Below are 14,405 nucleotides of genomic sequence, written 5' to 3' on the forward strand. Positions count from 1 at the left end.
CGTGCTGTGGAGGACTTACATGGCTACGGCGACGTCGCAAACAACTGTGAGGAAACGCCGAACATCACCGTGCAACGCTAGCTCTTCGCGCTACGCTGGATCAATTGCACCCATGACTCGCGGCCATCCTGTAGCACTTCTCCCCATTCGGGCCGCGGTCCACGCCCTTTCCATTCATCGTCTTGGCTTCTCCGCCTTTGCTCGTCTGCGTCGTCACGCGAGCCTGATTCTTCTGCGATTTCCAGGCGTTACCCGTGTTGTGAAGGTCATACCCGAGGCATTCTTGCACGACGTGTGGCTGCGTAAATTTGCAGGAGCGCCCAGCCGGGCCGAGGGTGGTGTAACGCTGTGGCTGGTGGGACAGATTCGCGATTGCCCGCTCGATACCGTTTCCGCAGGCGGAGCGATTGACCATGCCGGGCGTTTCGACCAATACGTTTCAGGGAATGCAAGCCGGCGCGTCTGTGCACCAGCTTAACCGGCCGGACTCTGGATTGACCGCTGAAAGCCGGTTATTTTCCGTTGTCTTGTATCGATAGTGCACATCCCTGGAAGTCCGCGGCAGTGGCGTTTTAGGTGCGCCGCAGCTTGGCAGGACGCTACAAAAGGACTGATAGCTTGCGTCGTGTGTGAGGATCCACGGCGCGCCGTTCCGCAGCATGATCAATTCCGCGTCGACAGGAACGTCCGGGAGCATTGTTTCGCATCGGCACCCAATGGCATGGACGGCGCCTCATTGTCGAGCCGGACTGGCGGTCACTCGCAGAAAGGCATGCGCGGCCGCACGTGAGGTGTAGGAGGGGACATACGTGTTGAGCCTGGCCGCTGCCCCCGGAGCGAGGAATACGACCTTGGTCCGATTGGCGGCTATTGGGGTTCAGAACACGATGGAACAGAACCGGACCGTGCGGCGCCCGCACTTGCGCCGCTGCGTCAGCCGCACAACCTGAAGCCGGTCCGGATCATCACACAGTTGCGCCGCGACATCCCGCAGGTTGCGTGCTTCGACACCATGTGTCATAACATGTTGACGGACGCTTCGAAGGCGCTCTACCAAAGATAGGTCTACCCGGCTTGCCGGGGAAGTCGAGCGACATGAGCGCGCACGCCGTTTCCTGCTGGTCTGCCAGGACCCGTTCCGCTTCGGGGCTGAAGGATTTTCGGGCTGATCTCCGGCGCAGCGGTGCATCGCGCGCCGCTGGTCGAGCTGGTCGAAATCACGGACGTGGGCTACACCTGCGCGTTTGCGGCCATACCATCCGCACGACGGTTCCCGGCGCCTCGTTGCATGTCGACCGCAGGCAGAAGATCATCGCGTAGGCTGATAGTCGAGGAGCAATCATCATGGCTGAACTGCTGCTTGGAAACGTGGAAGAAAGCGTCACCGATGAAGAAATCGGCGAATTCCTGATACGGTATGGTTTTCCCCAGTTCAGCGAGATCCAGCGTGTGCCGGGCGCGGGCTCCCGGCCCGCCGCGCTGGTGATCTTCAACGACGTGACCGCGGACGGATTGCGCATACTGCAGCCGCGCATCCATAACCTGTTCTGGAAGAACCGCACGATCACCGCGCTGCTTATTCCGACCCGCGACGAATCCTAGCTCGCCAGGAGCCGCGTATGGGTCTGCTGTCGTGGTGGTTCGGGAAAAACCGCGCATCTGAAGAAAACGATTTCCAGCAGTCGAAGGAAATCGTCGAGCGGATCGTCAGGCTCGGTCCGCAATTGCGTCTTGCGCGCGATTGCGAGGCGCGCATGGCGCCCGCCGTGCACCGGTCGATCGACTTTCTGCGCGACCTTGTCGCGGATATGCAGGCGCCGCGGGAGGCCAGTGCGGCGGCGTGGGCAACGGACCCGTACATTCATGCTTTTTTTGCCACACCGGACGATGTCTGTCCGGTCTTCAGCCACTCGGAGGCATTACGCGCCTACTTCGACGATCATCCCGGCGCGGACGAAGCCGTTGCTGTACTGGGGATGACCGTCAACGAGCGGCGGACTCTCGGTGTCGCGCAATTTGGCGCAACCACGCGTACCGATGTTGCGCAGACCACCGTCAGCTTCAGCGATCACCAGGTGCGCCTGTGCGCCGGGTCGGAAGCGGCGCTTCGGCAGGAAATCATTTTGCGGGTGGTCGATCAGCTTGCGCTCGAAGCACTCGGGAAAATTGCGGAAGACACGAAACGGCGCGATTCGCTGGAGCACGAACGGGCGCTGCTGAGGACGCGCTTGAGGATGCTCGAGCGGCAGGGGACAGGGGCACGGTCGCTGCTGGGAAGCGACGCATCGTGCAGCTTCGCGGAAGTGGCGCAATTGCAGACGCAAATCGATGAGAACGAGCAGGCGCTGACGAACCTGGGCCTGAAGACCGAGGCGCTCGAGCGGCACCTGGAGATGGTTTGCAGCGTGCTGTCGTCGCCGGATTCACATTTTCACGTGCAGAAAAAAAAGTTTCTGCTGGATCGGATGAATGTCGTCGTCGACGATGGGGACACCCGCCCGGCGCACGAACTGGAACTTCAGATGGCCCGTCTGCCAGCGAGTTCCAATGCGATGCGCGCCTTCTCGATGGTGCGCTTCAGGCGAGCCGATCTGCTGCCCGCTCGCGACATGCTGGCGGAAGCCCGGCGATTGCTGATTTGACCAAAGGCGATTTGCACTCTGGGGAGGACATGGCGTGAGCATCATCGTAGGTGAGAACGCGGTGGACACGACGCTCATTCGACTTGGCCGTCCGTTCTTCGACCGCGAGAACACACTATGCTTTTCTGCCTACGCGTTCGGTTGGGGATATTGCGCGTTTTCGCTGGAGGCCGCCGTCGCACATGAAGTGCTCGGCAGCATCGACGAGTCGCCCCGGCAGATCCTGCTGGCATTCGCTATCGGACAGGCCAGAATCCGCAAGGCAGTGAACCGGGCCGCACGGCAACACGGAGAGCGTATCAGGCTCACGCCGGGCGATTTTCCGTAAACCGCGAACGACGCTGCGTTGGTTCGGGCGCAGCGCGTGTTCCCGCCTCAATCGCTCCGATGCGAGATGAGGTCGGCCGGACCGGCGGAATTGCCCTGTTCCACCGACTCGTTCGGCTGGTCTATCCACGCCAGAAGCAGATGGTAAGTGACGGCCAGAATGACCGGGCCGATGAAAAGGCCGACTGCTCCTATCGCGATCAAACCGCCCAGCACGCCCGTGAGGATGAGCACCATCGGCAGCGCCACCGCCCGGCGGATGAGTATGGGCCGCAGGACGTTGTCGAGCGCCGAGACGCCGATGCTCCAGACCAGCAGCACGCTGGCCGTCAATCGCGCATCATGCACGAATAGCCAGATCACGCAGCCGAGCATCGGCAGTAGCGGCCCCAATTGCACGAGGCACAGGACGAGCATCAATGCGCTCAGCACGCCTGCAAATGGGATGCCGGCGAGCCAGACCCCGGCCGCGCCGAGCGAAGCCTGGACAAGTGCCGTTACCACGACGCCGAGTGCGATCGCGCGGATCGACTGACCCGTGAGGTGCACGATGTTGGCCCCGCTGTCCGGCGCCACGCGCAAGGCCAATGCGGTCACGAGGGCGACCGCGCCCTCGCCGTGGGCATAGAGCAGTCCGCACACGATCAGCATCAATATCAGATGCACGGCAAACGAGCCGACGAGACCCATCTGAACCAGAAGCCATTTCGCGACCACGGCGGCATAGGGTTCGACCTTTGCGAGGATGCCGCCGGGGCCCGCATCGGACAGTTTCTGCCACTCGTCTGTTGCATGGTCCATCAACGGCACGCTGCTGAGCCAGCTCGGGGGCGATGGAAGCGCATAGTCGGGCAGCTTTTCGACGAAGTTCATGATGTCGGCCGTATGGTCGGCAAGCGTGGACACCGCGGCGTAGGTCGGGATGCATATCACCACGATTTCCAGCAATAGCATGACGGTGACGGCGAGCCCGCGCCGTCCGCCGAGCCGCCGCTGGATCCCGAGCATGAGCGGCCATGTCGTGACGACAATCGTGCTGCCCCAGATCAGCGCAGGCACGAACGGATGCACGATGTAGAGGCTACCGCCGATGAGCAGGACAAGTGCGGCGACAGCCAGCACGACCCGGGCAAGATCGACAGTGGGGCGAACTGGCTGGCGCTGCGGCTCTGGACTCGGGATGGGGTGGGCCATATCGTCCATCGTCTGTGCGGCTCCGGTTGAACTGCGCAACCAGCTCATGCGCATGGGCTTCGCCAAAACGAGTGTGCCGGCCGCGAGTCCAGTCTCGACGGCCGCACAACAACTCGATCGAACGCAACCACCGAAGCAGAACAGGGCGAGCGGCCGTCAACCGGCACATGCGCCGCCGGGAGCGATGATGCGCCGTGCGATCCGCACGGCGCCTGCGCGGCTATTTGGCTTTGGGTTCGACGGAGACTGCGATGGCCTCGGTGTAGACGACTTGTATATGATCCCCTTTCTTGACCAGCTTGAGCTGCTCGGGATCCTGCACCATAAGGTCCAGCGAATTGCCTTGCGGACCTTTCAATGTCACCGCCCCGGTCTGATGGTTGACGGCGGTGACAACGGCCATGACAGTCACTTCCCTGCTAGCCGTGCCGCCAGGTTTGGCGCCCATCGGCGCGCGCTCCATAGACTGGGTTTCGTTGGCGCCAACCGTCGCGCCACCCTTCTTGAGCGTGACGGTCATGGCCTCCGAATACTCCGCGTTGACCACGTCGCCGATCTTGAGCTGGTCGAAGTTGCGAGCCTCCTCACCCACCACGACCTGCACGACCTTTCCCTTGGCGTCCTTTAGCCAGACGGTTCGCGTGGCCGGTTCGATGCCGACGACGGTCGCGGTCGTCTTGACCGTGCCTGTCACGGATACTTTGCCGGGCGCGCTGTTGACCGCCACTTGCGGCTCCGTCTGCGCGTAAACCGCGGTCGCCAGAGACACGAGCGTCGCCGCGATGATGAGTTTGCTGTTTCTCATGCTGCTCTCCTTGAACGCCTGTGCGCACATTGTCTTGCGGCCAGGCTGGCCGCCGGTGTTTCATTAATGAAGGTGTATTGCCGCGTTTGCACGCTACAGTTCATTTGATCGTGTAGCCGCGACCTTCCATGCACGCGGCATAGGCACGATTGAAGGTGTCCATCGCGCCCTGTGTCTGGGACTGCGACGATGCCGTGGCCGCGCGCCGGTTCTGCCGCGCGCGTGATCCGCCGACCACCGTACCCGCCGTGGCACCAACCGCCGCGCCTTTTCCCGCGTCACCCGCTATCGCTCCGACGACCGCTCCGCCGGCCGCGCCGCGCGCGGCGCCCTGAACGCGCTCGCCGCCGCCCACCGCAGGTCCGGAAGGCGGCGGCGGGGCATTGGCCAGTGTGGCGGGGTCCACGCCCGTATTGCTCTTGGCCCACGAATAACATGCGCCGTCATCCTGCTGCTGCTTTTGCTGGCTTTGTCCTTTTGCGGGGTAGGCAATGGGTTTGCTTTGCGCGATACCATCGAGCGAGATCGAGCCTGCCAGGGCGGCGAGAAGGAAGTACTTTGTCAACGTAGTCACGGCGACTCCTTGCTTGAGCCCACGCCAGTGCAGACCGCCGGCTGCCTGTTCGGGCGGGCTTGAAGTTGAAACCGGCACGGGTCGTCGCGGTCGTGTCAGGATCGAGCGCTGGGCGGTGTGTGCAGCAATGGCAGTTTTGCTTTCATCATTGCGCCCAGGCATGCGGTGCGCAATCGGACCAAGGTCGTATTTGCATTACGGCATATCCTCGGTCCAAACTGTATCTGTACGGCAGGCGTGCGTATCGTTTCCATTGCTTCGGATAACTGTCTTTTAAATATCGCAGCCCGAGTCGCATGTTGAAGAGTGAGGGGACGCATCAATGGACCGCGTTACGCGTGCTTCTGAACGGATCATCCCGTTTGAGTCGGCGGTCGACGGGTGGGGGCGAGCGGTTGCCCCTCAGAAGCCGAGGCTCGCCCGGGCTGTGGTCCATGCGATTGTTGCCGCCATGCTGGCGGTCTGCGCCATGTCGTCCGCCACGTTCTCGTTTGCGCAGGCTCCCGCCGCAGACACCGGCGCGCCCGCCGCCGTTTCTCCCGAGACGCTCGACAAACTTGTCGGGCCCATTGCGTTATATCCGGACGATCTCATTGCCATCATTCTTCCCGCCGCGACTTACCCGGTGGAGATCGTGCAGGCGGATCGCTTTCTCGAGCAGCGCAAGAGTGACAAGGCGCTCAAAGTCAACGAGAACTGGCACGAGCCCGTCAAGGCTTTGCTGAATTACCCCGAGGTCGTCAAAAGAATGAGTACCGATCTCGACTGGACAATCAGTATCGGCGAAGCCGTCGTCGCCGATCAGGGCGCGGTGCTCGAGGCCGTTCAGCGCTTCCGGCGTCAAACGCAGGCGGCGGGTCAGCTCAAATCCGATGACAAGCAGGTCGTGGTGGTCGAAAAAGAGGTGATCAAGATCGCTCCGGCCGATCCGCAGGTGATTTACGTGCCGCAGTACAACCCGACGACCGTCGTGGTAGCCGGTGCACCTCCGACATATGGCTACCTGCCTGCGCCTTATCCGGCCTACTACTATCCTTACCCGCCGGGAGCGGCGCTCGCGACGGGCCTGATCTGGGGGGCGGCGATTTCCGCGGCCTGGAGCGGCAACCACTACCAAGCCCATTACGGAGGCGGCGGCAATAACAACATCAACATCAATCGGGAAAGGAACGTCGAGCGAGGCGATAGGGAAAGGAACGTTGAGCGAGGCAATATCAACACGGGCGACGTCAACCGCACCCGCGGGCAGACAGGGCAGTCGTCCGCATGGCGATCCGAAAAGAAGCCCGGCCAGGTGAGTGGCACGACCGGCCGCACCGGCGGCACGCAACGGGTCGGCGACGCCCCGGCTCGCGGCGCCGCGGGAGGCGGCAATGCGGCTGCAGGAGGACGGCAGCAAGCGGCTCAACGCCCGGCTACACCGGCTACAAGGGAACAGGGCGCTCAGCGTGCCGCCACACCGGCCACAAGGGAACAAGGGGCTCAGCGTTCCGCTTCGCCAGCCACACGTGAACAGGGCGCGAGGGCCTCGCAAGGGGGCGGGGGCGATGCGTTCAGCGGCTACGGGTCGGCGCGCGACGCGCAGGCGAACAGTTCAAGAGGCGCGGCGAGTCGTCAGTCCGTCTCCGGGACGCAGGGCCGGACTCCCCAGGCTTCCGCCCGTTCCGGCGGTGGTGGCGGGGGCGGTGGCGGGTTCTCCCGTGGCGGCGGCGGCGGCGGCGGTGGCGGTCGCGGTGGTGGTGGTGGTGGTGGACGGCGATAGGGGATGACAATGACTGACCGGAGCAGAACCGGCAAGAACCCACGTGCGGACGCTCGGCCCCGACTCGCTTCATGGTGCGGGTTGTGCGCACTGGTCCTCGCGCTGCTGGTTCCGTTTGGGGCCCTCGCCGCAGGGCAACGGACGTTCGCCACACCGGACGAGGCGGTCACCGCTCTGTCCGAGGCGTTGAAGGCCGGCGACGAAGCGACGCTGGTCGCCATTTTCGGCGAGTCGCACAAACGTCTCGTGGTCTCGCCGGACGAGGCGGAGAACCACGCGAATTGGGCCAAGGCGAGCGCGGAACTGGATGCCTTTCACGTCCTCGATGACGCGGGACCGAATCGCCGGATTCTGCTGGTCGGCGACGAGGCCTGGCCAATGCCGATCCCCATCGTGAAGGAGAACGGCAGCTGGCGGTTCGCCACCGAAATCGGCGAGGAAGAAATCCTGAATCGCCGTATCGGCGCCAACGAACGCGAGGCGATGACCGTGCTGCGCGCCTATCTCGACGCACAGCGAGAATACGCGTCACGCGATCGAAACAATGACGGCCTGCTGGAATACGCGCAAAAGCTTGCCAGTACGCCGGGCAAGCAGGATGGCCTCTACTGGCACACGGATGAGAGCAGCGGTGAAGAAGCCAGTCCGTTTGGACCGCTGATCGCCGTCAGCTCGGAGTATCTGAAGGGCCACAAGGCGGGCGACGCCTATCGGGGCTATCACTTCCGAATTTTGACGAGGCAAGGCAAGGACGCCCCTGGGGGTGCCTTTAGCTACATCATTAACGGACATATGATCGCCGGTTTCGCAATGGTCGCCTATCCAGCCATATATGGCACGAGCGGCGTGATGACTTTCGTGGTCAACAACAACGGCGTTATCTACCAGAAGAATCGTGGCGCGAACGCGCCGCCTGTCACCGAGTTCAACCCGGATCACACATGGCAGCGCGTTAAGGATCCGTACTGAGCCGATCGCCTGCTGCGCTCCGCCGGCCGGCGCTTGCGGCGCAGGCGTGTGCGCAAGCATCTAGGACCAAGGTCCGATGTGGATCGGGCGAGCCACCGAGTACGCTTGAAAAGCGGAACGGGCCGCTCGCGGGGCATCGTGCACTGGATCATCGAACGGGGTGCGCCCGTGTTCCAATCGAGTCTGCTTCCGTACGCGAGGCGCTACGTTGACCAACGAATCCAGCGTCACCGATCCGGTGGCGGCCGATCTGCCCGTGCGCGGGTGGCGCAGCGCGTTTCCCCCCGCGCGGTGGCTGCCAGTCTATAAGCCTCGATGGCTCGTGAACGACGCGGTCGCGGGTGCGACGCTCGCGGCCTACGGGATTCCGGTTTCGCTCGCGTACGCATCGCTTGCCGGCTTGCCGCCGCAATATGGCATCTACGGTTATCTCGTCGGCGGACTGTTCTACGCGCTGTTCGGCTCGTCACGCCAGCTTGCGATCGGCCCGACTTCGGCGATCTCGATGCTGGTCGGCGTCACCGTAGCGGCGATGGCCGACGGCGATCCCGCGCGCTGGGCCTCGATAGCGGCGCTCACGGCCGTGCTGATCGCCGGCATGTGTGTAGTGGCCTGGCTGCTGCGCTTGAGCTCGCTGGTCAATTTCATCAGCGAGACGATATTGCTCGGGTTCAAGGCGGGCGCCGCGCTGACTATCGCAATGACCCAACTGCCGAAACTCTTCGGGGTCAAGGGCGGTGGGGAGTTTTTCTTCGAGCGGATCGCGGTGCTCGGCGGCCAGCTTGCGCAGACCAATCTCGCCGTGCTCGCCTTCGGTCTGGTCTGCATTGCCTTGCTGCTGCTCGGCGAGAAATTCCTGCCGGGGCGTCCCGTTGCGCTCGTCGTCGTGGTCGCTTCGATCGTCGTATTGTCCGTCACACCGCTGGCCGGTTTGGGATTCAAGCTCGTGGGCGCGCTGCCGCGCGGTTTGCCCGAATTCCGTCTGCCAGGACTGCGGCTACGCGATGTCGATGGAGTCATCCCGCTCGCCTTTGCGTGCCTGTTGCTGGCGTATGTCGAGAGCGTGTCGGCGGCGCGCACACTCGCTCAGGCAAACGGATACGAGATCGACGCGCGTCAGGAACTGCTCGGTCTCGGAGCCGCGAATCTGGCGGCAGGATTCTTCCAGGCGTACCCGGTCGCAGGCGGTCTGTCTCAATCGTCGGTGAACGACAAAGCCGGCGCGCAGACCCCGCTTGCACTCGTGTTCGCGTCGATTGCTATCGGCCTATGTCTGATGTTCCTGACAGGTTTGCTTGCCAATTTGCCCAATGTGGTTCTGGCCGCCATTGTGCTGGTGGCCGTGAAAGGGCTCGTCAATGTAGGTGAGTTGCGGCATGTCTGGCGTGTAAGCCGCTTTGAATTCGCCATCTCCATGGTAGCGTTTGCGGCGGTACTGATGTTGGGCATTCTGAAAGGGGTGATTGTCGCCGTCCTGATTTCGATGCTCCTGATCATCCGGCGTGCCGCGCATCCCCATGTGGCGATCCTCGCGCGTATTCCCGGCACGCGCATTTTTTCGGACATCGGGCGGCACGCCGACAACGAGGCGATTCCACATGTGCTGGCAGTGCGCGTCGAGGCATCGCTGCTGTATTTCAATGTCGAGCACGTGCGCGAAACGATCTGGTGGAAGATCCGCACGGCGTCCGAGCCGGTCGGATTGCTGATCTGCGATCTGTCCGCGTCGCCGGTTGTCGACCTGGCGGGCGCGCGGATGCTGAAGACATTGCACGAAACGCTTCAGGCCTGCGGCACGGTGATGAAAGTCGTGGCCGCACACGCGGACGTGCGGGACATGCTTCGCGCCGAAGGTCTCGAAGATCGTTTGGGCCACATCGGTCGGCGCGACTCGGTTGCCGACGCGGTGGACGAATTCCAGTCGCATCGGGGCGTTGGCGATGGCCCGGATGTGGCGCCACGGGCCACGACCTAGCGTGTGGCCGAACCCGCTATCGACGGAGATATCTATGCGAGCCCAATCCCCTATGACCATACACCTGTTGCCGCGCTGCATCGTGGGCGCTGCGCTGCTGGTCGGTGCCACGTTCGGTCATGCGACGAACCTGAATTTCCTGAAGGACACGCCGATTAGCTACATGAAGGACGCTGACCGTAAGGCACTCAACAATGCAGCACAAGTGGCGCTCGAAACCAAGAAGGATGGCGAATCGCTGGAATGGAGCAATGCGGGCACCGGCAACTCCGTTTCGATCACAGGCACAGTGACGCCGCACGCTACAACCAAGGAGGGCGATAAAACCTGTCGGACCGCGACGCTCGTCGCGATTGCCAAAGGCCAGACTCAAAGCTGGACGCCCACTGTCTGCAAACAGGGCAGCGGACCCTGGAAGATCCTCAAGCAATGAGTGCTCGTGCGAGGCGCCTCGCGGTGGTTTGAGCGCACCGGTATGCCCCGTCGACCGGGTTGGGGTTGATTCATGGGACCAAGGTCGTATTGTCCGTTGCCGTGAGAAGAACCATTGTACGAACGGCGAGAGACCGATTCGAGAGATTGGCAAATTTCTCGCTGGAGGTCGTCGGCCATGATTCATTGACAACACACCCGTTCGCACATGTGTGTCAGAGGGTGAACCGCAGACGAGGGCTACGATGGCATGGCTAACTGGAACACTACAACACTATCCCGAGATAGCTATATTCCTGTCACTCGCAATCGGCTATTGGGTCGGCGGTAAGAGTTTCAAAGGCTTCAGTCTGGGTGCCGTCACGGCAACGTTGCTGGCTGCCATTGCAATTGGGCAGCTTCATATCACCATATCGCCCAACGTCAAGTCGGTGTTCTTCCTGCTGTTCCTGTTTGCCGTGGGCTACGGGGTCGGGCCGCAGTTCGTGCGCGGCATCGCGAAAGACGGCTTGCCGCAGGCACTCTTTGCGGTTGTGCAATGTGTGCTGTCTTTAGCCGCCGCGGTCGTTGCTGCAAAAGTGGCGGGCTACGACCTGGGTTCCGCGGCCGGACTCTTTGCCGGATCGCAGACCATCTCGGCGTCGATGGGGCTGGCGACGGATGCCATCAACCGGCTGGCGTTGCCGCCCGATCAGACCAAAGTCATGCTCGACGCGATGCCGACCGCCTACGCCATCTCGTACATTTTCGGCACGATCGGTTCCGCGCTGATTCTCGCGACGCTCGGGCCGAAGCTGCTGCGCATCGACCTGGTTGCGGCATGCAAGGAATACGAGGCGAGTCTCGGTGGCACCAAGGAACTGGGTGGCGCCAATCAGGCCTGGCACCGGTACGAGTTGCGTGCTTTTCGGATCGTGCCGGACAGCGTGGTGTGCGGCAAAACAGTCAGTCAGGTTGAAGCGCTCCAGCCTGAAAATACGCGGTTGTTCATCGAACGCGTCAGGCGCGGGAGCACGGTCCAGGAGGCGACCCTGGATCTGGTTCTGCAAGTTGACGATGTCGTTGCGATAGCGGGTCCTCGTGACCAGCTGGTGTCGGTGCTCGGGGCCGGCGGCGCGACTGGGCAGGACGCGGACGATCAGGCCGTCGCGGTTCGCAAAGCGCGGACAGTGGAAGTGGACGATCCCGAACTGCTGGCAGTACCGGCCGAAGGCGTGGATGTCTATGTCACCAGTAAGGCGGTGGACGGCAAGACCTTGCAGGAGCTTGCAGGCTTGCCGCTTGCGCGCGGCGTCTATCTTCGGAAGATCAAGCGGGGGCCCACGGAAACGCAGATTCCCGTGCTGCCCAACACGAAGCTGCATCGCGGCGACACGATAACGATCGTTGGACGGACCCAGGACACAAGTGCCGCCGCAAAAGCTCTCGGCGTGCTGGACCGGCCGAGCAACATGACGGACGTGGCTTTCGTGACCCTCGCGATCACCGTCGGCGCGTTGGTGGGTGCGATCGTCATCAATGTCGCGGGCATTCCGATCACGTTGTCGACGGCGGGCGGGGCACTGATCGCCGGCCTCGTATTCGGCTGGCTGCGAGCGATTCACCCAACCTTCGGCCGGATTCCGGAGCCCACGGTGTGGTTCATGAACTCGGTTGGTCTGAATGTGTTCATCGCCGTGATCGGGCTAACGGCAGGGCCGGGGTTTGTCGCAGGGCTGCAGAACCTCGGCCTCGGTCTGTTCCTGTGGGGGATCATGGCCACCTCTGTGCCGCTGATTCTCGGCATGTTTATCGCACGCTACGTCTTTCATTTTCATCCGGCCATCCTGCTCGGCGTGTGTGCTGGTGCAAGAACCACGACTGCGGCGCTGGGGATGATCTGTGACGCAGCGAAAAGCCAGATCCCGGGACTGGGCTACACCGTGACCTACGCGGTGGGCAACACGCTCCTGACGATCTGGGGGATGGTGATCGTGATGATTCTGTCTTGAGCCGGGGAGGGCGTCGCGGCTGGCGACACCCATCCGGCAAACTTCGTTCTGGAGAGCGCAAATGAGCAAGCGGGAAAAGCAGGATGCCGAGAAGGCGGCGAGGCTGGCCGCACTCAGTCCGTTTGAACTGAAAGACGAATTGATCAAGGCGGCGGGGGGCGGCGCGGTCGAGCGAGCCGCGAATCTTGCGATGCTCAACGCCGGGCGCGGCAATCCCAACTTCATTGCGACCATTCCGCGCCACGGGTTCTGGCAATTGGGTCTCTTCGCGATGCGTGAAGCCGAGCGCTCGTTTGCGTACATGCCGGAGGGTCTGGGCGGCTTTCCGAGGCGCGACGGACTCGTCGAGCGGTTCGAACTGTTCCTGCGCGGCAACAAGGGCGTGCCCGGCATCGACTTCCTTGCGAGTGCCGTGTCGTACGTTCGCGATCAGCTGGGGCTGTCCGACGGCGACTTCCTGTACGAGATGTGCGAAGGCATTCTCGCGTCGAACTATCCGGTGCCCGACCGGATGCTGAGGCTGTCGGAGGTCATCGTCGGCCAGTATCTGCGCCGCGAGATGATCGGCGACCATCCGTTTATCGGCGAGTTCGATATCTTCGCGGTCGAAGGCGGCACGGCCGCGATGACCTACATCTTCAACACGATGCGCGAGAACCGGCTGATCAAACCCGGCGATACGATCGCGCTCGGCATGCCGATCTTTACGCCATACATCGAGATTCCGCACCTGAACGACTATCAGCTGAAGGTCGTCGAGGTCAACGCCGACGTGGAGAAGAACTGGCAATACTCGAAGAAGGAGCTCGACAAACTGCGCGACCCGAAGGTCAAGGCGTTCTTTCTCGTGAATCCGAGCAACCCGCCGTCAGTGCGGATCAGCGACGAAAGCCTTCAGTACATTGCCGGCATCGTCAAGGAGCGGCCGGACCTGATCCTGCTGACCGACGACGTGTACGGCACGTTCGCCGACGGCTTCGTCTCGCTATTCGCGCTTGCGCCGAAGAACACCATCCTCGTGTATTCGTACTCCAAGTATTTCGGTGCGACCGGCTGGCGTCTCGGCGCAATCGCCACACATCGCGACAACGTGCTCGACAGGCTGATCGCCGAACTGCCGGACGACGCCAGGAAGGAACTGCACAAGCGTTACGAATCGATCACGACCGAGCCGGACAAGCTCAAGTTCATCGATCGCCTCGTGGCCGACAGCCGCACGGTCGCGCTGAATCACACGGCGGGCCTGTCGACTCCGCAGCAGGTGCAGATGGTGCTGTTTTCGCTGTTCTCGCTGATGGACACGCCCGACGCTTACAAGAACGCGCTGAAGCGCCTGATCCGCAGCCGCAAGCGTGCGCTTTACGAAGAGATCGGCATTTCATTCGACGACGACGACATCAACCAGGTCGACTATTACACGATCCTCGACATGGAGTTTCTCGGCGAACGCGCGTACGGACGCGATTTTGTCGAGTGGCTCATGAAGAATACCGAGCCGTCGGAACTGCTCTTCAGACTGGCCAGGGAAGCGCGCGTGGTGCTGCTCCCGGGACGGGGATTCGGCACGCCGCATCCGTCCGGCCGCGTATCGCTCGCGAACCTGAACGAGTCCGACTACCGGAAGATAGGCCGCGCCATTCGAACGCTGCTTGCCGATTATGTCGAGCGCTACAACGCCGCGACCGGCAACAAGCTCGACAAGAACAGAGTGCTGTAGATCCCGCCCTCGGACGA

12 protein-coding genes are annotated in these 14,405 nt (G+C 62.5%); 9 read left to right on the forward strand and 3 right to left on the reverse strand.

The window, feature by feature from the left end:
• Positions 1-1,344: 1,344 nt before the first annotated feature.
• Genes P0D89_RS12915 through P0D89_RS12925 form a run of 3 tightly spaced genes read left to right on the forward strand, consistent with a single transcriptional unit; the run spans position 1,345 to position 2,970 of the window.
• Positions 1,345-1,602, forward strand: coding sequence for an RNA recognition motif domain-containing protein (locus P0D89_RS12915; protein WP_408376691.1), 258 nt, complete (start codon positions 1,345-1,347; stop codon positions 1,600-1,602).
• 17 nt (positions 1,603-1,619) lie between these two features.
• Positions 1,620-2,642, forward strand: coding sequence for a hypothetical protein (locus P0D89_RS12920; protein WP_408376692.1), 1,023 nt, complete (start codon positions 1,620-1,622; stop codon positions 2,640-2,642).
• A gap of 34 nt (positions 2,643-2,676) precedes the next feature.
• Positions 2,677-2,970 carry a hypothetical protein gene (locus tag P0D89_RS12925; RefSeq protein WP_408376693.1) on the forward strand — a complete coding sequence of 98 codons (294 nt, stop codon included), beginning with the start codon at positions 2,677-2,679 and terminating at the stop codon, positions 2,968-2,970.
• A gap of 47 nt (positions 2,971-3,017) precedes the next feature.
• On the opposite strand, the gene ydiK is transcribed toward P0D89_RS12925, so the two are convergent.
• The 3 genes from ydiK to P0D89_RS12940 all read right to left on the reverse strand — a co-directional run bounded on the left by ydiK (position 3,018) and on the right by P0D89_RS12940 (position 5,533).
• Positions 3,018-4,163: an AI-2E family transporter YdiK gene (gene ydiK, locus P0D89_RS12930; RefSeq protein ID WP_408376694.1), complete on the reverse strand. Its 1,146-nt coding sequence runs from the start codon at positions 4,161-4,163 to the stop codon at positions 3,018-3,020.
• Positions 4,164-4,383: 220 nt separating this feature from the next.
• Positions 4,384-4,968 (reverse strand): hypothetical protein, encoded by a 585-nt coding sequence (locus P0D89_RS12935; RefSeq protein WP_408376695.1) that lies wholly within the window; start codon positions 4,966-4,968, stop codon positions 4,384-4,386.
• A gap of 100 nt (positions 4,969-5,068) precedes the next feature.
• A complete protein-coding gene (locus P0D89_RS12940; protein WP_408376731.1) occupies positions 5,069-5,533 on the reverse strand; it encodes a glycine zipper family protein in 465 nt (154 codons plus the stop codon).
• Between the two features lie 331 nt (positions 5,534-5,864).
• Between P0D89_RS12940 and P0D89_RS12945 the strand changes: the two genes are divergently transcribed.
• The 6 genes from P0D89_RS12945 to P0D89_RS12970 all read left to right on the forward strand — a co-directional run bounded on the left by P0D89_RS12945 (position 5,865) and on the right by P0D89_RS12970 (position 14,388).
• Positions 5,865-7,304, forward strand: coding sequence for a DUF3300 domain-containing protein (locus tag P0D89_RS12945; protein WP_408376696.1), 1,440 nt, complete (start codon positions 5,865-5,867; stop codon positions 7,302-7,304).
• A gap of 81 nt (positions 7,305-7,385) precedes the next feature.
• On the forward strand, positions 7,386-8,273 hold the full coding sequence (locus tag P0D89_RS12950; RefSeq protein ID WP_408376697.1) for a DUF2950 domain-containing protein: 888 nt from the start codon (positions 7,386-7,388) through the stop codon (positions 8,271-8,273).
• Positions 8,274-8,481: 208 nt separating this feature from the next.
• A complete protein-coding gene (locus P0D89_RS12955; RefSeq protein ID WP_408376698.1) occupies positions 8,482-10,248 on the forward strand; it encodes a SulP family inorganic anion transporter in 1,767 nt (588 codons plus the stop codon).
• A gap of 34 nt (positions 10,249-10,282) precedes the next feature.
• Entirely contained in the window at positions 10,283-10,681 is a 399-nt protein-coding gene (locus P0D89_RS12960) for an RT0821/Lpp0805 family surface protein (protein WP_408376700.1), read from the forward strand.
• A 244-nt stretch (positions 10,682-10,925) separates the two neighbouring features.
• The gene (aspT, locus tag P0D89_RS12965) at positions 10,926-12,671 is read left to right on the forward strand and encodes an aspartate-alanine antiporter (protein ID WP_408376701.1); all 1,746 of its coding nucleotides are present in this window, start codon (positions 10,926-10,928) and stop codon (positions 12,669-12,671) included.
• 61 nt (positions 12,672-12,732) lie between these two features.
• On the forward strand, positions 12,733-14,388 hold the full coding sequence (locus tag P0D89_RS12970) for a bifunctional aspartate transaminase/aspartate 4-decarboxylase (RefSeq protein ID WP_408376703.1): 1,656 nt from the start codon (positions 12,733-12,735) through the stop codon (positions 14,386-14,388).
• Positions 14,389-14,405: the final 17 nt, after the last annotated feature.

It is taken from the genome of Paraburkholderia sp. RL18-085-BIA-A, from assembly GCF_046027075.1.
Lineage (GTDB): Bacteria > Pseudomonadota > Gammaproteobacteria > Burkholderiales > Burkholderiaceae > Paraburkholderia.